This is a genomic window from Psychroflexus montanilacus (assembly GCF_020164535.1).
Taxonomy (GTDB): Bacteria; Bacteroidota; Bacteroidia; order Flavobacteriales; family Flavobacteriaceae; genus Psychroflexus; species Psychroflexus montanilacus.
Map to the genome: position 1 here is coordinate 1,042,984 of NZ_JAIQZC010000001.1, position 18,757 is coordinate 1,061,740.

Annotated in this window: 16 protein-coding genes; 5 read left to right on the forward strand and 11 right to left on the reverse strand. The window is 36.8% G+C overall.

The window, feature by feature from the left end; translation table 11 throughout:
* Positions 1–74: 74 nt before the first annotated feature.
* The 8 genes from LB454_RS04940 to alaS all read right to left on the reverse strand — a co-directional run bounded on the left by LB454_RS04940 (position 75) and on the right by alaS (position 10,949).
* Positions 75–1,148, reverse strand: coding sequence for a 2Fe-2S iron-sulfur cluster-binding protein (locus LB454_RS04940; RefSeq protein ID WP_224463511.1), 1,074 nt, complete (start codon positions 1,146–1,148; stop codon positions 75–77).
* A 90-nt stretch (positions 1,149–1,238) separates the two neighbouring features.
* Positions 1,239–1,799 (reverse strand): nitroreductase family protein, encoded by a 561-nt coding sequence (locus tag LB454_RS04945; RefSeq protein WP_224463512.1) that lies wholly within the window; start codon positions 1,797–1,799, stop codon positions 1,239–1,241.
* Positions 1,800–1,803: 4 nt separating this feature from the next.
* The gene (locus LB454_RS04950; RefSeq protein WP_224463513.1) at positions 1,804–2,952 is read right to left on the reverse strand and encodes a DegT/DnrJ/EryC1/StrS family aminotransferase; all 1,149 of its coding nucleotides are present in this window, start codon (positions 2,950–2,952) and stop codon (positions 1,804–1,806) included.
* A 9-nt stretch (positions 2,953–2,961) separates the two neighbouring features.
* Complete coding sequence (locus LB454_RS04955) at positions 2,962–3,528, reverse strand: sugar transferase (RefSeq protein ID WP_224463514.1); 567 nt, start codon at positions 3,526–3,528, stop codon at positions 2,962–2,964.
* A 79-nt stretch (positions 3,529–3,607) separates the two neighbouring features.
* A complete protein-coding gene (locus LB454_RS04960) occupies positions 3,608–6,739 on the reverse strand; it encodes a T9SS type A sorting domain-containing protein (RefSeq protein WP_224463515.1) in 3,132 nt (1,043 codons plus the stop codon).
* Between the two features lie 52 nt (positions 6,740–6,791).
* Positions 6,792–7,361 carry a TetR/AcrR family transcriptional regulator gene (locus LB454_RS04965; protein ID WP_224463516.1) on the reverse strand — a complete coding sequence of 190 codons (570 nt, stop codon included), beginning with the start codon at positions 7,359–7,361 and terminating at the stop codon, positions 6,792–6,794.
* Entirely contained in the window at positions 7,358–8,317 is a 960-nt protein-coding gene (locus LB454_RS04970; RefSeq protein ID WP_224463517.1) for a GSCFA domain-containing protein, read from the reverse strand. Before LB454_RS04970 ends, LB454_RS04965 begins: the two co-directional genes overlap by 4 nt.
* A gap of 1 nt (position 8,318) precedes the next feature.
* Positions 8,319–10,949 carry an alanine--tRNA ligase gene (alaS, locus tag LB454_RS04975; RefSeq protein ID WP_224463518.1) on the reverse strand — a complete coding sequence of 877 codons (2,631 nt, stop codon included), beginning with the start codon at positions 10,947–10,949 and terminating at the stop codon, positions 8,319–8,321.
* Between the two features lie 110 nt (positions 10,950–11,059).
* Here alaS and LB454_RS04980 point away from each other — a divergent pair, with 110 nt between their 5' ends.
* Genes LB454_RS04980 through LB454_RS05000 form a run of 5 tightly spaced genes read left to right on the forward strand, consistent with a single transcriptional unit; the run spans position 11,060 to position 14,232 of the window.
* On the forward strand, positions 11,060–12,034 hold the full coding sequence (locus LB454_RS04980; protein ID WP_224463519.1) for a M23 family metallopeptidase: 975 nt from the start codon (positions 11,060–11,062) through the stop codon (positions 12,032–12,034).
* Entirely contained in the window at positions 12,034–12,363 is a 330-nt protein-coding gene (locus LB454_RS04985; protein ID WP_224463520.1) for a MerR family transcriptional regulator, read from the forward strand. The genes LB454_RS04980 and LB454_RS04985 overlap by 1 nt, the downstream gene beginning before the upstream one ends.
* A gap of 11 nt (positions 12,364–12,374) precedes the next feature.
* Positions 12,375–12,974 (forward strand): LemA family protein, encoded by a 600-nt coding sequence (locus tag LB454_RS04990; RefSeq protein WP_224463521.1) that lies wholly within the window; start codon positions 12,375–12,377, stop codon positions 12,972–12,974.
* A 10-nt stretch (positions 12,975–12,984) separates the two neighbouring features.
* The gene (locus LB454_RS04995; protein ID WP_224463522.1) at positions 12,985–13,419 is read left to right on the forward strand and encodes a TPM domain-containing protein; all 435 of its coding nucleotides are present in this window, start codon (positions 12,985–12,987) and stop codon (positions 13,417–13,419) included.
* A gap of 3 nt (positions 13,420–13,422) precedes the next feature.
* Positions 13,423–14,232: a TPM domain-containing protein gene (locus LB454_RS05000; protein WP_224463523.1), complete on the forward strand. Its 810-nt coding sequence runs from the start codon at positions 13,423–13,425 to the stop codon at positions 14,230–14,232.
* A gap of 88 nt (positions 14,233–14,320) precedes the next feature.
* Here LB454_RS05000 and LB454_RS05005 read toward each other — a convergent pair whose 3' ends face one another.
* The 3 genes from LB454_RS05005 to LB454_RS05015 all read right to left on the reverse strand — a co-directional run bounded on the left by LB454_RS05005 (position 14,321) and on the right by LB454_RS05015 (position 18,756).
* Positions 14,321–15,271, reverse strand: coding sequence for a M48 family metallopeptidase (locus LB454_RS05005; RefSeq protein ID WP_224463524.1), 951 nt, complete (start codon positions 15,269–15,271; stop codon positions 14,321–14,323).
* Positions 15,272–15,283: 12 nt separating this feature from the next.
* Positions 15,284–15,841: a LemA family protein gene (locus tag LB454_RS05010; RefSeq protein WP_224463525.1), complete on the reverse strand. Its 558-nt coding sequence runs from the start codon at positions 15,839–15,841 to the stop codon at positions 15,284–15,286.
* Positions 15,842–15,990: 149 nt separating this feature from the next.
* Positions 15,991–18,756 (reverse strand): outer membrane beta-barrel protein, encoded by a 2,766-nt coding sequence (locus LB454_RS05015; protein ID WP_224463526.1) that lies wholly within the window; start codon positions 18,754–18,756, stop codon positions 15,991–15,993.
* Position 18,757 lies beyond the last annotated feature (1 nt).

The window sequence follows — 18,757 nt, forward strand, 5'->3', positions numbered from 1 at the left end:
AATTTTCTTTTCTCTATTCTCTTTTTTCTATTTTCCTTTCTCTTTCATGTATACTTTATACTAGCACCTCACTTCTACACATCAAAATCTACAGTCACCTTTTCTGAAGTCGGCACGGCCTGGCAGCTCAATACCAAGTTTTGTGCAACCTCATCTTTTTCCAGAGCATAATTCACTTTCATTTCCACGTTACCTTCCATCACTCGGCACTTGCATGTACTGCAAACGCCACCTTTACAGGCAAATGGCAAATCTGCTCCCGCAGCCAAAGCTGCATCCAGGATATTATCGTAATCTTTGGTCATGGCAAAATGAAACTCTTTTCCACCATCCATAATCGTGATTTGAGTCCCTTCTTTTCGCTTAGCCAAAGCTTCTTCTGTTCGCTTCTTATCTTCTTCTGAAAGTCCCGAAACAAATAATTCGTAATGAATTCTATCATTTTCAAGACCTAATGCGGTGAGTTCATCCCGAATCATAAAAATCATCTGCTCTGGACCGCAAACAAATACATCACTCACTTCATTCACGTCAAAAACAGTATTAGCCAGTAACTGAATTTTCTCCGGAGTAAACCTACCATTCAGCAATTCAATATCTCTTTGTTCTCTGGTCAAAAAGTAGAAAATTTCAAATCTTCCAAAGTAACGGTTACGAATTTGTTCAATTTCTTCTTTAAATATAATGGATTTCGCATTCTTATTCAAGTAAAATAACTTGCAATTAGCATTCGGTTCTTTAGACAGATGCGTTTTAATCATCGATAGAATGGGTGTAATCCCACTGCCTGCAGCAAAAAATAAATAAGTTTTATCGTTGTCCTGCTGGACATCCACCCCAAAGTCTCCGCTTGGCGGCATCACTTCCAAAATATCATTGGCTTTCAACTCTTGGTTGACATAGGTTGAAAATTTTCCTTCAAAAATCTGTTTCACAGCGACCTTCCACTCATCATCCACAGGACTTGAGCAAAGTGAATACGATCGTCTCACATCTTCACCATTGATGTCCTTTTTCAAAGTCAAATGCTGCCCTTGATGATATATAAAATCAGGTTTTAAGTCTTCTGGAATATCGAAGGTCACTACAGAGCAATCATCGGTTTCCTTATAAACGTCTTTTACTTTTAACGGAAAAAATTTAGCCATCAATTATTGATTTAATATCAAAACTAACGATTGTTAGTTTAATATCCGAAAAATTGATGTTAAATTATTAAAGCCAAAAAAACTTCAACTCTACAAGTAATAGTCTACTTTAGTATCAATTGTTGATTTTCGCTTGCCTTCTTCAAGTTCTCCATCGTATTTACCCATGTAGAAAAATCCTAAACAAGATTCTCCATCATTTAAATTAAAAAAATCATCAACCAGATGAATGAGTGAAGGCGAACTCCAGTAAGCACCGATATTGAGTTCTGTACAAGCTAACCACATGTTTTGAACTGCCATGGCCACAGCGGAGATTTCCTCCCATTCCGGAGGTTTGCCTTTCGGACTTTTCTGTATACAAATCGCGATGACTGTATGCGATTCTTCAAATTTGGAAACAATCTTTTTTCTTTTAAAGGATGATGGCTTCCCTTCTACTTCAGCATTTTTTTCAACCAGAAATTCTGCAAATTTCAACTTACTATCACCCTGCATAACCTTAAAACGCCAGGGTTCTGTATGCTTATGGTTTGGAGCCCAATTGGCTGCAGAAAGTATTTTATCCAGCTCTTCTTTCAGAATAGGTTCATCGTTATACTGTTTTGGGAAAACCGAACGTCTTTTTTCTATAATCTCAAAAATGTCCATAATTCTATTTTTTAAATACTTCTAAAATAGCTGATTTGATTCTTTCTCTATCTTCGTAAGTGAGGTTAGAGCCTGAAGGCAAACAAAGTCCATTAGCAAATAATTCTTCTGCAACTTTATTGCCATAGTAAGGCATGTTGGCAAACACTGGCTGCAAATGCATAGGCTTCCAAAGGGGTCTGCTTTCAATATTATAGGTATCCAGATGTAAACGCAATTGCTCTCTATCGATTCCTTCGGTTTTGTCAGGATGTACTAAAATGGCCGAGAGCCAGTGATTACTAAAATAATCTTCACTTGGTTCGGATAACACCTCTACTCCATCAATATCCTCAAACAAAGTTTTATAAAACTCATGCATTCCTCTTCTCAAAGCCACATGTTCGTCGAGAACTAGCATCTGTCCTCTACCGATTCCAGCAGAAATATTACTCATCCTATAATTGAATCCGATTTCGGAATGTTGGTAATGTGGAGCACTATCTCTGGCTTGAGTGGAAAAATAAACGGTTTTTTCTTTGGAAACTTTATCCTTACAAACCAAAGCGCCACCACCAGAAGTAGTGATGATTTTATTACCATTGAAAGACAAAGCGGCAAAGTCTCCAAAGGTGCCGCAACTTTTAGACTTAAAAGTGGAACCCAGAGATTCTGCAGCATCTTCAATAATCGGTATATCGTACTTTCTAGCTACTGCAGCCACTTCTTCAACCAAATAAGGCATCCCGTAAAGATGAACCGGTATGATAGCTTTAGGCGTCTTACCCTTGGCTATTCTGTCCAAAATAGCTGTCTCCAAGGCTTTCGGACATATGTTCCAAGTCGAAGCTTCGCTATCTACGAAAATTGGCGTCGCCCCCTGATACATGATGGGATTAGCAGAGCCACAAAAGGTAAAACTCTGGCAAATCACCTCATCGCCTTCAGACACGCCGAGTTGGACCAATGCCAAATGTATTGCCGCTGTACCACTACTCAGCACAGCAATATGCTTATTCTTTCCCAGGTAATCTTCAAGATCAGCTTCAAATCCATTCACGTTTGGCCCCAAGGGCGCGATCCAGTTTTCTTTAAAAGCTTTGGCTACAAACTCCTGTTCCTGGCCACCCATATGCGGTGAGGATAACCAGATTTTTGATAATTCTGAAGACATAAAGTTAGATTAGTTCTGAAAAGGTAAAAGTATCGTTTTTAGAAGGATTTTTAAATCAAACAAAAGTGAAACGTTTTGGTAATACTGAAGATTCAGTTTTACTTTTTGAGGAAAAATGACTTCATCATTGTATTTAAGCGGTTCCTTTTGCTGGCTCAACACGGACTCTTCATTTGCAAATTTCAAGGAAGCATAGCCTGTTAATCCAGGTTTTAGTTTTAAAATATTTCTTGCTTCTCCCTTCAAAAGATCGTAATACCCCGGGACATCTGGCCTGGGCCCTACCAGACTCATTTCGCCTTTCAGTACATTGATAAGTTGTGGAAATTCATCGATTTTAGTTTTTCGAAGCAATTTCAAAAATGAATGCGACTGTCCATTGTCTTTGATGGTTTTGAATTTGTATACCGTAAATTTTTTACCAAACTGACCTATTCTAACTTGAAAGAAAATGGGGTTGGACTTGTGAATCAAAAAAAGTGAAACCGAAATTAATACCAACAATGGACTTAAGAGAAGAAGCCCAATCAGGCTCAGGACAAAATCTAATAAGGGCTTTCCAAGTTTTAAATACATGGGCCTAAAATAAACAAAGGTTTTGTTAACTAACAAAGTCCCCAAGTTTAGATTGAGGACTTTGAAAAACAATTTTAAATTAGTTTTTTATAAACCTTTTTGAGGCTGAACCTTGATCAGTTTCAATCTTGATAAAGTAAAGGCCTTCACTCAATCCAGAGGCATCAATTTGAACCTTTTCATCTTCTATGGAATAGTTAATAAACAATTCTTGCCCTAAAACAGAATAGATTTGGACATCTTCTATCTCATTATCTTTTAGTCCATCTAAGGTCAACAGTCCTTTCACTGGATTTGGGTAAACTCTTACGGAGTCTGACAATTCAAAATCCTTGTCACTTAGGGTTACAGGGACAAATTTCAATTGAAATCTAGACTCATTTTCGCTTTCTTCAATTGAACTGTCAACGCTAAAATTATAAGAAAACCCTTCAGTTACTTCCACTTCTTCTTGAAGATAGTTATCAATTAGAATCAAGGACTTATTTTCTGGTAGAGCATCAAAATTGAAGTTCAATGTATAGTCTGGTTGCTGATAATTGCCTATGGCTATTTGAATGATGTCCTCATTTTCAGGATATGTTCTTTTATCAATAGAAAGTATCTTTTGATTGATTATAGCAATATTTTCTCCTGACTGGATAAATTTTACAGCATCTTCATCTGAAGGAGGTGTTGTAAAATCTTCTGAAAACCTTAAACCAGCTGCATCTGCCTCCATGGAACCATTAATGAAATCCTCAGCTTTATAGAGTTTTATGTTGATATAAGCTTGTGTATTTTCAGATAAAATCTCAGGTTGTGGCTGTCCTGATGCAATAGCATTAGGAGTAAATGTAATAGAAGGTGTTTCCGTAAGTTCTTCTGTATTCTTCACAAAAAAGGCTTGTCCTGGAATAATGAATTCACTCGCCTCGGATGAAGATGGATCTGGAGCTAAACCTGAAAGATCTACTGTAACATAACCTCCTTTGCCATTATCACCCCCAATTTTAGCATCCCACACATAAATGAAGTTTGTAATACCTGTAGTCGAAAGTTCTGTAAAGTCAACAACAGCTTGGTATGGATTGGCAATGAAACTAAAAGTATCAACAAATTGAGATAACTCCTGAAGTTGATTTCCAGTAGTCAATTCTCCAGACAACATCTGCCCTTTAGAAGTTAACGTAGTAATCGTTGGTTCTGCCTCATTATCAGTTAAATTAATAGTTCTATCTCCCCGAACCATTAATCTATAGGGCTTTCCAGCTTCTAAAACTTCATTGGTTGAACTAACTGCCGTCCAACCTGCCCCACCCGTTGGATTGGTAATTTGATTGTCGTAAGTAAACAATGAAGGATTATTGGTTGTGGTATTATCAAAGCCATTGGCGTCTCCACCATCGCCCGTGATGTGAGTGTCCTGCTGCCATGAGTTGGCAAAAGATTCCCCGCCTACTGGTGAACTCAAGAATCGAAATGCACGTTTAGCGGGTATAAATCGCTCAACAGCAATGTCTCCTATAATATTAGAAGTCGTAGAATGTAACAATTGCGCACTACCTGTAACATCACTTTTGAAGGTTAGGTTGCCGTTTACACTTAGGTTTCCCGTGACATTCAAAGTAGTTGTACTTGCGAAATCAACTGTTGCTTCACTTAAGATTTGAAAATCATTTGAAACTAAATCTTGCTCTATTGATAGATTACCATCGACAACTAAGATATCATCCTGGTTTGTAGAAATATTTATTGGCGACTCTGGACTCCAGGCTCCATTCTCGTAGATATAATCGAAAGGTTTGCTTATAATTTCGCCATCAATCTTTACGTCATCAATTCTAAATTGCCCACCACCTGAAGTTGGTCTTGAACCATTGTCCCATCCTTTTATCCTGACAATCACTTCAGATAAATCGTTAAAGCCACTTAAGTTTTGATTAAATATAGCTTGTTCACTAGAGCCCGAATTAAAAGTTGCTATTTCAATTCCATTGATTTCAACTGTAATTGCAGAAGGTCCTGCACCAGTTGTTCTCCATTCAAAAGAAATGTTTGTAAGATTTGCTCTGAATCCAGCATCTGGGTTCAATACGAAAAAGAAATTCTTAGCAACATCTGGTGACATTGCACCCCAACCAGAATTCCCCTGAGCATATGGTATGCCAGAGCCAGACCATGTGCCAGTTGTACCATAAATTAAACTGTTTTCTGAAATTCCAAAGTTACTTAAGGTTGCATTGCCAGGACTGTAGGTTGGATTTGGTGAGTCACCTGTAAACTCATAAAGAATAAAAGCATCTCCCAATACACTTCCATCCAGATATACTCCTGTAGTGTATGAACCTCCACCTGAAATCTCCAATACATCTGAATAATTGGAAACTATCAGACCTTGCTTGAGCCTAACATAAACACTGGAGGCAGACCCGTTATATCCAGGGAAAATTATCTGATCTGAATAAGTTCCATTTTGTGTTTGAGAAATCTCAAAATCAGAGCCTGTAGGAAGTTGAATTAAAACATCTGATCCATCTAAATTATTACCTGTTATAAAAATTTCTTGAGAAACAGATGGACCGCCATTTTCTGGATAAACCAAACCACTTAAAGAAACTACCGATGCCTTTAAGCTGGGATCACTTGTTCCGACTGGAGCAATACCAAATCCTTCCAATCCATTTATACCTTTAGGGTCTGCATTTACAGTTTCAAAACGTGTACTTGGGTCTGTAAAGCCAGAAAGTTCTCCAGAAGAAACACCTTCTATCAACTGAAGATTTTGATCGGCAGTTGAGACACCGTTACCAGACCAAGATGACCCTGGGTCGGTACCAGGTGTTCCAAAGACATCTGTTGTTATTCCATTATACTGAACTACTAAAGCATCGTTGCCGTTAAATGTGAAGCTATTTAAAACAAACCTTACTGAATTTGCATCTGCTGCTACCTGCATATCTGAAGTTCCTATTATTAAAACTTCATTAACGGCCAGTGTACCAGTATTGATAGTTACAGCATCAGTAGGCGCTGCTCCATTAGTACCTTGTTGAATTATAAGATTACTTGTAGTAAAATCAAGAACTGCTCCAGTATTGTTCCAAATCTCAATTCCCTTTGGAAACGTTCCAGAATTAGTGTCAACGTATTGACTTATTATTTGACTTTGGCTTGTAAATCCAATAAGTAAAAAAATAGATAAGAATAGCTTTAAGGATAAAGATTGCATAATTAAGAAAGGTTTTTAAGCTTCAAAATTAAACTTTTTATGGTATTTAACTTTAAGCTTTTGTTACAATTCCATTAAGAAGAATTTCGGTGATGTCATTTTTTAATTGCTGACCGTTCACACCGCTCCGCTTCCTGTACCACAAATGCAGTGTTCTTAAGGTGGATAGCAGTGAAAAGAGAATCACCTCTACGTTCTTAGCTTTCAGTTCTCCAGATTCCACTCCTTTATTAATAATATCGCGTAAATCTTGTTCGTAAGCATTGCGAAGTTTCAAGAATTCTTCAAAGTTGTTGCCTTCCAGATGCATCCAGTCGTTATTTACAATGGCGATAGCTTCAGGTTTTTGCAAAGTCAAATCAATGTGATGATTGATGACAGCCTCTAGTCGTGTTTTGGCGTCAACATCAATGCTTTTGACGATTTCCATTTCACGCGTAAAATAATGCGCTACACCAAGTACAATTTCAGCTAAGATTTCTTCTTTAGAACTGATATGATTATATAAACTTGCCGCCTTAAAATCCATAGCCTTGGCCAAATCTCGCATACTCACAGATCTGTAACCTTTATCTCTAAATAAGGTTTTGGCTACACTCAATATCTCCTGTCTTCTCGTCATAAATTGTCAAAATTCATAAAAGGATATTTTTTGATCAATTCCTCTTTCAATTTATATTGATAGGCTTTGAGTTTTTCAAAAGCTTCGCCTTTGGATACTGTTTGGCGGTGCGCTATAGATTTTTGTAATTTTTCAACCTTATCCATATCCGCGTAAACAGCTTCAGAAATAAAATTCAATTTGAATCTCTCCCAAATTAAATCTACTGCTAAAGTATTAGGATGTATCAAATCCCGATCATAGAATCGGTAATCGCGAAATTCATCCACCATCAATTCATAAGATGGAAAATAGAAACAGAAACTTGAGCTTTCTTCTAAAACCTCATGCAAAGCTGAAACTAAACGCGCCTTACTTCGTTGATTCTCCACAATCCCATCCTTAACATGTCTCACAGGAGAAATTGTGAAAATGAGTTTTACATCTGGATGGAGAGTTTTAAAATTAAGAAGAAGCTGACTTAAAATTATCTTCAACTCATCCACTGGTGTCAGTTCTTTTTCAAACTGATCCTGAGACAATTTGTGACAATTGGCGACACCTAAATGTGATGATTTTTCTCTGTAAATAAATGAAGTTCCAAGTGTGATGATGATATGGCTGGACTTTTCACCCGCTTCCTTCAGTTGTTTTCTTGCTGAATTTAATACTGCTAAAGTTTCTGCTGATGAATTCCTACTTAATCTGGAGTGAGAAAAAAAAGAATGCCAGTTTTCGTTATGTCGAAAAATATCGTCTTCTGTAAATTCCTTATCCGTTACAGCTTTTTCAACCACATTCAGAATCGCTTCTGGATGAAATAAAATTCCAAAAGGATTGCTCTTAACTTTAAAATGAAAGTGATCTAATTTTCGACTGATATGTTCCGCAAAACACGATCCTAAACACAACAATTCTGAGCCGTAATCTATAAGGTGCGGTATGGGTTGTAAAGGAACAACAGTTGATAATTTCATATTATCCTGCAGTTGATTTTTGTTCTACGATAGACCTAGCTTCTTCCAGAGCTGAAGGAATCCCAGATGCATTTTTTCCACCAGCAGTTGCAAAAAAAGCTTGTCCACCACCACCACCTTGAATGTGCTTACCAAGAGATTTGATGATTTTTCCCGCATTCCAGCCTTCAGATTCTACTATGGATTTGGAAATATAACAAGCCAACAAAGCTTTTCCATTCGCTTCCGAAGCTAACACAATAAATACATTTTCTTTTTCCCCTCCAATCTGAAAAGCTAAATCCTTCATAGCGCCAGCATCGAGATCAACCTTTTGAGAAACGAAATTTACCCCATTGATGTCTTTGAGTTGAGACTGTAATTCCGACTTAATTTGCTTCAACTTCAGTTGATTCAGTTGCTCAACTTCTTTCTTTAAGTTTAGATTTTCTTCCTGAAGGGATTCTACAGACTTCAAAATATCCTGTGGCTGATTCAGAATAGATTTAACCGAAGTTAATATTTGAGATTCTTTGGTTAAAAACGCTTTAGCGGCTTCGGAAGAAATAGCTTCGATACGTCTGATTCCTGATGCCACCGACGATTCATTTTTGATAATAAAATGCCAAAGCTTTGAGGTGTTTTGCACGTGAGTACCTCCGCACAGTTCCATCGACTCGCCAAATTTCACCATCCGTACTTTATCCCCATATTTCTCACCAAAAAGAGCGATAGCCCCTTTCTCGATAGCAGTATCATAAGCAATTTGTCGTTCCTCTTCAAACTCTAAAGCTTCTTGAATTCTGGCATTCACAAACTCTTCTACAGCTTTTAGTTCTTCGTCCGTCAATTTTGAAAAATGTGAAAAGTCAAATCTTAAATATTCTGAATTTACCATAGAGCCTTTTTGCTCCACGTGAGTCCCCAAAATTTGTCTTAATGCCTGATGCAATAAGTGAGTCGCAGTATGATTTGCCGCTGTTTTCTGTCTTCGAGTAACATCCACTACAGCTCTGAATTCTTGGTTTGTAGAGGATGGTAAGGTTTTAGAAAAATGGATGATTTGATTGTTTTCTTTCTTGGTATCCAGGATATAAACCTTACTCCCATCCTGAAATTCTAAGTAGCCTTTATCTCCAACTTGCCCTCCTCCTTCAGGATAAAACGGTGTTTTCTTAAACACCAGTTGATACTGTTCGCCGTCTTTTTTGGAAGTGACTTTCCTATATTGTATTAATTGAGTATGAACTACAGTCTGGTCATACCCTACAAATTTTCCGCTTTCATTAGGAATGACTATCGTCCAGTCGCTAGAACTTGTTTGCGCTGCATCTTTAGAGCGTTTTTTTTGCTTAGTCAGTTCTTCCTGAAAAGCCTGAAAATCTAATTCATAGCCTTTTTCACTTAAGATCAGACTCGTCAAATCGATTGGAAAACCAAATGTGTCGTAAAGTTCAAAGGCCTTTTGACCGCTTATCGTTTTTGAAGAAGACGCTTCCATCAAATTATCCAGTAATCCTAGGCCTTGCTCCAGGGTTTTTAAAAAAGACTTCTCCTCTTCTCTAATCACATTTCTGCAAAGTTCGGCTTGATTAGAAATTTCTGGAAATGCTTCTCCCATCTGTTTTGAAAGTACATCTACAAGCTGATAAATGAATGCCGTTTTTACATCCAGAAAAGTAAACCCATATCGGATTGCACGTCTCAAAATACGACGAATGACATAACCAGCCCCCGTACTACTTGGTAATTGTCCATCTGCAATGGCAAAAGCTACAGCTCGCACATGGTCTGCAATTACTCGTATAGCAATATCGATTTCTTCGGATTTGCCATAAGTTTTACCTGTAATCTTTTCGATGCTTTGTATGAGTGGCGTAAAGACATCTGTGTCATAATTGGAAGTTTTGCCCTGCATTACCATACATAAGCGTTCAAAACCCATCCCGGTATCGATATGCTTGGAGGGTAACATTTCCAAACTTCCGTTAGCTTTACGGTTGTATTGTATAAAGACTAAATTCCATATTTCTACCACTTGTGGATGGTCTTGATTTACTAAGTCTTTTCCAGGAACCTTTTTCTTTTCTGCTTCAGTTCGTAAGTCAACATGAATTTCTGAAGCAGGTCCACAAGGCCCTTGGTCACCCATTTCCCAGAAATTATCTTTCTTATTGCCTAGTAAAATTTTATCTTCATTCACCAGCGCTTTCCAAAACTCATAAGCTTCGGTATCCTTTGCTAATCCATCTGCTTGATCACCTTCAAATATAGTAACGTAAAGATTCTCCTTAGAAATCTCCAAAACTTCAGTTAAAAACTCCCACGCCCAATCTATAGCTTCTTTTTTGAAATAATCCCCGAAACTCCAGTTGCCCAGCATTTCAAACATAGTGTGGTGATAAGTATCTTTTCCTACTTCTTCCAGATCGTTATGTTTTCCGCTTACGCGTAAACATTTCTGAGAATTTGTAACACGTGTTGATTTCGGTTCAGAGTTCCCCAAAAAGTAGGATTTGAACTGATTCATTCCAGCATTGGTAAACATCAAGGTGGGATCATCTTTCAGCACAATCGGTGCTGAATCTACTTTGGCGTGAGATTTGCTTTCAAAAAATTCTAAAAATTGACGTCGAAGAAGTATAGAGTTCATAAAGTCTGAGCTGAATTTATTTTAAGGTGTTTCAAATTTAAGTTATATTTGTAAGTTACTTACTAGTAGTTTGCAACCCAATAGGAGCAAAAATACTATAAAATTAAAGAATGAGTAAAGTAAAATATTACTACGATAGTGAAACTTTATCCTACCGTAAAATTGAACCCAAGAAAGGGAAAAATTTTGCCCTGGGTACGCTTTTCTTATTAGGAATTATTGCTACAAGTTTCGTATTAGCGCTGGTTTACCTCAACATTCCAAATGTTGAAACCCCCAAAGAAAAAGCATACAAAAGAGAAATTGAGAACATGAAGTTTCAATACGAACTTTTGAATAAGCGAATGGAGGATGTTGTGGATGTGTTGGAAAATGTAGAAGATCGTGACAACAACATATACAGAGTTTATTTTGAAGCCAATCCCATTTCAGAAGAACAACGCAGATCTGGTTTTGGAGGTATCAATAGATATAAAAATCTAGAAGGTTTTGAAAATTCTGAAATTATCACAGAAACCACTAAAAATCTTGATCAACTCGCCAAACGTCTGGTGATTCAATCCAAATCACTTGATGAAATAGCGGCTTTAGCAAAAAACAAAGAAGCACTATTGGCTTCTATTCCAGCTATTCAGCCTGTCAAAAATGATGATTTAAAGCGTATGGCATCTGGATTTGGTATCAGGATGCACCCCATCTTAAAGTACAGAAAAATGCATAACGGAATGGATTTTTCTGCACCCTCTAATACTGAGGTATTTGCAACAGGAAATGCTACCGTGAAAAAAGCAAGAAAGACCAGTGGATTTGGAAATTTGATTGTGCTGGATCATGGATTTGGCTACGAAACTTATTACGCACACTTAAATGAATTTAATGTAAGGCCTGGACAAAAGGTAAAACGTGGAGAAATTATTGGCTATGTTGGTAATTCAGGACTTTCTACGGCTCCCCATTTGCACTATGAAGTTCACAAAAATGGTAAGGTCGTTAACCCTATAAACTTCTATCATGGTGATTTAACTGCCGAGGAGTATGACATCATGTTAAACCAGTCTACGCTTGAAAATCAATCTCTAGACTGATGAAACACCAGCTTGGAGAAAAGCTTTACTATTCTATTGGGGAAGTCTCCAAGGCCTTTGATGTTAACCCATCACTTATACGTTTTTGGGAAAAAGAATTTGATGAAATTCAACCTAAAAAAAATTCAAAAGGAAATAGAAAATTCACCCAGGAGGATCTTAAAACAATAGACTTCATATACCATCTTGTAAAAGAACGTGGATTCACACTTGAGGGTGCAAAGACACACCTTCGTGAAGACAAAAAAGACACCCTTTCCAAATTTGAATTAATCAGCAAATTGAAAGCCATAAAAGCTGAACTTATCTCTATAAAAAATCAACTTTAAAAATAAAAAGAATGAAAAAGTGGTTAATCCCAGTTATAATAATTGCAGTTGTAGGCTTTGGCTTATACAGCTGGACTAAAGGTTTCAATAATACTGCTGTTACGCTACAAGAAGAAGCTAAAACAGCATGGAGTAATGTAGAAAGCGCCTATCAACGCAGGAACGATCTAATAGGAAATCTGGTTAAAACGGTACAAGGCGCTGCAGATTTTGAAAGAAATACCTTAACAGATGTAATCGAGGCTAGAGCTAAAGCAACTTCTGTAAACATAAATGCTGATAATCTTACAGAAGAAAACATACAACAATACGAGCAGGCTCAAGGTGGTTTAAATTCTGCTTTATCTAGATTATTGGTAAGTGTTGAGCGCTATCCAGAATTGAAATCCAATCAAAATTTTATGAATCTTCAGACACAATTGGAAGGGACCGAAAACAGAATTAACGTAGAAAGAAATCGCTACAACTCTTCAGTTGGAGAGTACAACACTCACATCAAAGTATTTCCAAATTCTATCTTTGCTGGCTGGTTCAATTTTGATGAAATGTCTAGATATTCTGCAGATGAAGGTTCTGAAAATGCGAGAGAAGTAGAGTTTGATTTCAATTAAAACACAATTCATGAAAGTTTCTGAGTTTATAAATCCTGAAGAAGAAAAGGAAATTGTCGAAGCCATCAAAAAGGCAGAATTGAATACCTCAGGCGAGATACGTGTCCATATTGAACACACTTGTGATGGTGATAGATTTGAGCATGCGCTTGAAATTTTTGAAAAGCTGGAAATGCATAAAACAGAGCTTTCTAACGGAGTTTTAATTTATGTATCTATAGATGACCATCAACTTGTAATCCTAGGTGATAAAGGCATAAATAATGTCGTTCCAAATGGGTTTTGGGAAAGTACTAAAGATGAAATCATAAGCCAATTTAAATCTGGCAACTATAAGCAAGGCCTGATTAATGGCATATTGGAAGCTGGAGAACAACTGAAACAACATTTCCCTTATCAATCTGATGACACTAACGAATTGAATGACGAAATCTCTAAAGGTTAATCTATGAAGTCAGTACAACGACTATTTTTATATACTTTACTTGCCGTTTTAAGTTTTGGTTCCAGTGGTTATTCTCAGATAGAAATCCCCAAAAAACCTTCAAAAGAAATGTCTGTTTATGACGGTGCAGATCTTTTTAAAGATAACGAGGTTCGTCAACTCAGGAAAAAGCTAGAAACTTATGCAGATACTACGTCTACACAAATAGTTGTGGCAACAATCAAAACTCTTAATGGCGAATACATTGGAACTTATGCAGCAGAGTGGGCTCAGAAATGGGGTATAGGTCAGAAAGGGGAAGATAATGGTCTTCTTATATTGATAGCAAAAAATGATAGTAAAATCTGGATCACGACGGGTTATGGACTTGAACAATACTTAACAGATGCAACCACTAAAACAGTTATTGAAAACATTATCCTTCCAGAGTTTAGAAAAGCTGATTATTATGAAGGAATAGATAAGGGAACTACAGCCATTTTTGAAGTTCTCGCTGGAAGATTTGATGCCTCCGAAGTTAAGCAATCAAAGAGCGAAAGCACCTGGCCATTTGCTATTTTTCCTATTCTCATTTTCATAGTTATTTTTATACTTATCGCCAGAAAAAACAGAGGTGGCGGTTCTGGTAAAGGCAACAATAATCGTCGTGGCGGCCCAGATTTCCTTGATTTTCTCATCTTAGGCAGTATGGGGAGAAGTATGGGCGGTGGAAGCTTTGGCGGCTCATCTGGTGGCTTTGGCGGTGGAGGAGGTTTTAGTGGTGGATTTGGCGGTGGTGGCTTCGGCGGCGGAGGTGCTGGTGGAAGTTGGTAATTTTAAAAAAAACTAAATCACAATGACTAAAAACTATTTCGATTTGTTACTTTAAAGAACTTAATAGTTTTAAATTAATATTAAGGCCCTAGAATTGCTCCAAAAACTGAATTCGCTTCTCAATAGGTGGATGCGTTGAAAACCATTTTCCAATGCCTCCTAGAAATCCAACTTTACCATCTTTAGGTGTGTTTTCAATAAATAGTTCTTGGACGTCTTCACTTTTCACATCATCTACATGATGGTTGGGTGCTATCTTTTTTAGTGCCGAAGCTAGTGCCCAAGGCTTTCTCGTCATATCTGCTGCTCCAGAATCTGCCATATATTCCCGTTTACGACTTAAAGCAAATTTGAAAAGTAAAGACACAAAATAAGCCACAGCAGCAATGGCTAATATGATAATCATAGCCTTTCCGCTATCCTTATTATTTCGTCTAGACATTCCTCCGTAAAGAAAACTCCTGAATGCAATTTGGACCACAAAGGAAAATATGCCCACAAAAATGATACTTACCACTAGCAATCGAACGTCCTTGTTGCGGATATGCATCAACTCGTGAGCAATAACACCTTCCAGTTCGTCATCATCAAGCTTATCGATAAGTCCACGGGTTAGTGTAACGGTATAGTCTTTTTTACGAATTCCACTAGCAAAGGCATTCAAGGCTTTACTTTCAATAATTTTTACGTTTGGCATTTGCATTCCTACACTTATGCATAAATTTTCTACTAAATTGTAGACACGCATGTTTTCCTTACGGCTCAGTGTTTTTGAGCCTGTTGCCATAGAAATCATTTTGGTATTGAAAAAGTAAGCTATCAAAAACCAAACTGCTACTATGATAACAGTAGCAGGAATTGCTCCTGTGAAAATGTCTAAAGCAACTTCGGGTTGGGGATCTCCAAATTCATCAAAAGTTAGGAAATACACTGCAGCAAACACAGCCACGAGTAATAGAATTGGGAACGCAATTAAAATAAGTGTAGAACGAAAATTATTACGCCTAATTTGGGTTTGGATACCCACAAACTTTGCCATAAAAAATGTTGTTTAAAAGCTAACCTCAGGAGCTTTATCCAGACCTGATCTTGCTTCACCTAAATCGAACATAGGCTGACGACTAAAACCGAACATCCCCGCAAAAATTAGATTTGGAAATTTTTCGATAGCCGTATTTAGCTCTCTGGTCGCTGAATTAAAAAATCGTCTTACAGCAGCCAGTTTATTTTCGATATCTGAAATTTCGGTTTGTAGTTGCATGAAATTTTCGTTAGCCTTCAAGTCTGGATAGGCTTCAACTTGAACATTTAAACCCTGCAATGCAGAGCCTAATTCTTTTTCTGCGGCAATTTTATCATTTACTGTACTTGCATTTATAGCGTTACGCCTGGCATTAGTGACCGATTCTAAAGTTTCGCGTTCGTGAGTCATGTAGCCTTTTACTGCATTGACCAGTTGCGGTATCAAATCATGACGTTGCTTCAATTGAACATCAATGTCGGCAAATGCATTTTCTCTGCGGTTTCTAAGATTTACGAGGTTGTTATAAATAGCAATAATCCATATGACTAAGACAACTATAACGCCAATGACAATAAAAATTCCCATAATTCCAAAATTAAGTTAACAACAAATATAGCTAAAATATGTCCTGAAAGTATCACTATGTTAATGCAGGAGTTAAGTTTTAATCCTGAGGATCTATCACAGCTTATACAGTAATCATAATAAATTTAAAAAAGGATATTCAGTTATTATCAAAAACGCCTTCTTCGAGAATTTGGATCCTTTCCACCAAATTTACTGAGCTTGTAAGTGAAACTCAGCATAAAATAACGCTCCAAAATCAACTGGTCTGTGTCTTGAACAAAATCATCTCCTGTTTGTCTTCGGGTACCTATGTTCTGGTCTAGCAAATCATAAACTTTAAATTTTAAAGTAGCATTATCCTTTAAAAACTGATATCCAATACTCATATTCCACTGTAAAGATGTTGATCTAAAATCTGCTGCTACATTACCAAACTTAAAATATGTGATATCATTTCCAAATACCACATTTTTTGGCCAATAAGTGGTCGTCTGAAGGGAGAAATTCAGGTTTGTGAACTCTTCGTTCCTGTTAGCATTTATGTTATAGTTCCTTAAATTATAATCGATACTAATACCTGGATTTAAGGTTATAAATTCATCTTTTTCATAAGTAAGTCCAATGCCTGGTGAAACGACGTAATTTTCACTTTCAAATTGCTGAGCATTAGTAAACCCTAATGTTTTTGAATACTGGCCAGAAATATTTCCTCTTAGTCTATAAGTGTCTTTGTTCTCTGCTTTATATTGTTTACTATAATAAAAATTCGCGTTCGCATCTTGTCCGCCACTTATGTTATCAAATGTCGTTGTCCTAAGAAGGTCTTGATCTGTCACAGATACTGAAACAACTTGATCTTGAATATATGAATAGGACATGTAAAACCCGTAACCTGATCTTGACTTAAAATCAAAATTATTGAAGCTTACATTAATATTTTGATCGAAAGATGGCCTTAGATTCGGGTTTCCTTCAATGATATTTAGAGGATCAGTTTGTATCCGTACCGGTTGAAGCTGTTGGATTGAAGGAATATTATTGCTGTTTCTATAGTAAACACTAATTCGTTTTGAACGTTCAAATTCATACCTCAAATTAGCACTTGTAAACAGGTTATTAAAATCATTCTTAAACCCTACATTTCGAATTAAATTCTCTGTTCTCAATTGTGTATTGAGCAGTCCTACATTGAATCCTGTCCTTAATTTATCACCCTCATACCTTAAGCCAACATTTGGGATATGGGTCTCCCCTTTGACTTTAAACTCGTTACTCAATTCTGCATTGAAATTTGAATAGGTTCCTGTGTTCTCATCAAAATCCAGGACACTCCTTTCATTTTTGCTTGACTCTATTTCATAAGAATAAGCGATATCAAGAAATAAGTTATCTGTCATTACAGAGCGATAGCGAGACCTTATCTCGTAGGTGTCAGAATTATTATCTTCTGAAATTAACTGGTCTTGAATCTCTGTCGTTGGATTCGTTCCGAAAGTTTCTCTACTAGAAAAGAAAAAATTATCACTTTCACTCTTATTATTTTCATTTTCGAATGAAAAATTCAAGAACGCACCTCTATTCCCAAACTTTCTAGTGATGGAAAGATCATTACTAAACGTAAAATTCAAGTTATCATTCCTATTATCAGTTTCAGAATTGTTTATCAAACCTCCATCTTCTGCCAGAGATTCCGATAAACTTGAACTTTGGTTTGTACCCTTATTTATATTTATAGAAGGTCTGATATTGATCCTTGTTAAAGTATCCGGCTTGAATGTAAAGTTGACATTACCTCTATGAGAATTATTATCTCTTCTTGAATTGCTCTCAGAATTTGTGAAGAAAGTTCTATCAGGAAGGATATTTTCTCTTCTAGTTGAAGTCCTCGTGTCGGTTTTATTACTCCCAAAAAAGTAATCCCCAGAAACCTCGTATTCTTTGCCCCATTCATTAACAAAATTGAGCCCTGCAGTTTCGGATTTTGTAATTCCGGAATCATTTCCAAAGTTAATACCATTAATACCAAAACCCCCACCACTACTTCTTGTTATAGTTCTTGCTCTTCTACCCATCGCATCAAAAACTTCGTCAAAGGTGAATCCACTACTGTTGATATTATTGGAGCTTGCCAAAACGCTAAACCTCAATTTGTCTTCAAAATAATTGGCGATACCGCTCATTTCGTACCTGTCATCCGTGCCTCCACCTATAGTTGCTCTGGAAAAATAACCTCTATTTTTATCTTCATCAATGGTAATATTGATGGTTTTATTTTCAGAATCTCCTTCTTCACCTGTAAATTCTTGAGACTGAGTTTTGGTATCAACCACCTGAATTTTGTTGATAATTTCTTTGGGTAAATTCTTTGTCGCAATTTTAGGATCATTCCCAAAAAATTCTTTCCCATTTACCAAAATCCTTTGAACAGGTTTCCCGTTTACAGTAATATTCCCTTGCACATCCACTTCCACACCGGGCAACTGCTTAAGTGTCTCTTCCAAATTAGCATCAGGACGTGTTTTGAAAGACGCTGCATTAAATTCTAAAGTATCTTTCTTAATGGTAATCGGCGAACGATTTACGTTTACTAGAACTTCATCGAGATTGTTAGTAAGTTCCTCTAATTTTATTTCCCCAAGATCTATTGTTGAAGTGTTTAACTTAACAATTTTTACATAAGACTGCATCCCAGTAAAACTAATGTTAAGTCGAGCCTGATCTTCTTTTGCTTTAACAGCTAACTCAAAGCCACCTTCACTATTCGTTATGGTGTAATTCAATAAAGTAGAATCTCCAAGGGTTTCTGCAAAAACTGTTGCGGAACTAAGTGGGTTAGAAGTATTATCTACAACTATTCCTTTTAGAGTAAAGTCTTGTGCTTTTGAAGTCAAAACACAAAACATTATACCTAAGCAAGTGAGGATTTTTTTCATA

What these genes read in the sequence shown, in the direction of transcription:
- LB454_RS04940 (WP_224463511.1), bottom strand. Translation starts at nt 1,148, where the DNA reads ATGGCTAAATTTTTTCCGTTAAAAGTAAAAGACGTTTATAAGGAAACC.
- LB454_RS04945 (WP_224463512.1), bottom strand. Translation starts at nt 1,799, where the DNA reads ATGGACATTTTTGAGATTATAGAAAAAAGACGTTCGGTTTTCCCAAAA.
- LB454_RS04950 (WP_224463513.1), bottom strand. Translation starts at nt 2,952, where the DNA reads ATGTCTTCAGAATTATCAAAAATCTGGTTATCCTCACCGCATATGGGT.
- LB454_RS04955 (WP_224463514.1), bottom strand. Translation starts at nt 3,528, where the DNA reads ATGTATTTAAAACTTGGAAAGCCCTTATTAGATTTTGTCCTGAGCCTG.
- LB454_RS04960 (WP_224463515.1), bottom strand. Translation starts at nt 6,739, where the DNA reads ATGCAATCTTTATCCTTAAAGCTATTCTTATCTATTTTTTTACTTATT.
- LB454_RS04965 (WP_224463516.1), bottom strand. Translation starts at nt 7,361, where the DNA reads ATGACGAGAAGACAGGAGATATTGAGTGTAGCCAAAACCTTATTTAGA.
- LB454_RS04970 (WP_224463517.1), bottom strand. Translation starts at nt 8,317, where the DNA reads ATGAAATTATCAACTGTTGTTCCTTTACAACCCATACCGCACCTTATA.
- alaS (WP_224463518.1), bottom strand. Translation starts at nt 10,949, where the DNA reads ATGAACTCTATACTTCTTCGACGTCAATTTTTAGAATTTTTTGAAAGC.
- LB454_RS04980 (WP_224463519.1), top strand. Translation starts at nt 11,060, where the DNA reads ATGAGTAAAGTAAAATATTACTACGATAGTGAAACTTTATCCTACCGT.
- LB454_RS04985 (WP_224463520.1), top strand. Translation starts at nt 12,034, where the DNA reads ATGAAACACCAGCTTGGAGAAAAGCTTTACTATTCTATTGGGGAAGTC.
- LB454_RS04990 (WP_224463521.1), top strand. Translation starts at nt 12,375, where the DNA reads ATGAAAAAGTGGTTAATCCCAGTTATAATAATTGCAGTTGTAGGCTTT.
- LB454_RS04995 (WP_224463522.1), top strand. Translation starts at nt 12,985, where the DNA reads ATGAAAGTTTCTGAGTTTATAAATCCTGAAGAAGAAAAGGAAATTGTC.
- LB454_RS05000 (WP_224463523.1), top strand. Translation starts at nt 13,423, where the DNA reads ATGAAGTCAGTACAACGACTATTTTTATATACTTTACTTGCCGTTTTA.
- LB454_RS05005 (WP_224463524.1), bottom strand. Translation starts at nt 15,271, where the DNA reads ATGGCAAAGTTTGTGGGTATCCAAACCCAAATTAGGCGTAATAATTTT.
- LB454_RS05010 (WP_224463525.1), bottom strand. Translation starts at nt 15,841, where the DNA reads ATGGGAATTTTTATTGTCATTGGCGTTATAGTTGTCTTAGTCATATGG.
- LB454_RS05015 (WP_224463526.1), bottom strand. Translation starts at nt 18,756, where the DNA reads ATGAAAAAAATCCTCACTTGCTTAGGTATAATGTTTTGTGTTTTGACT.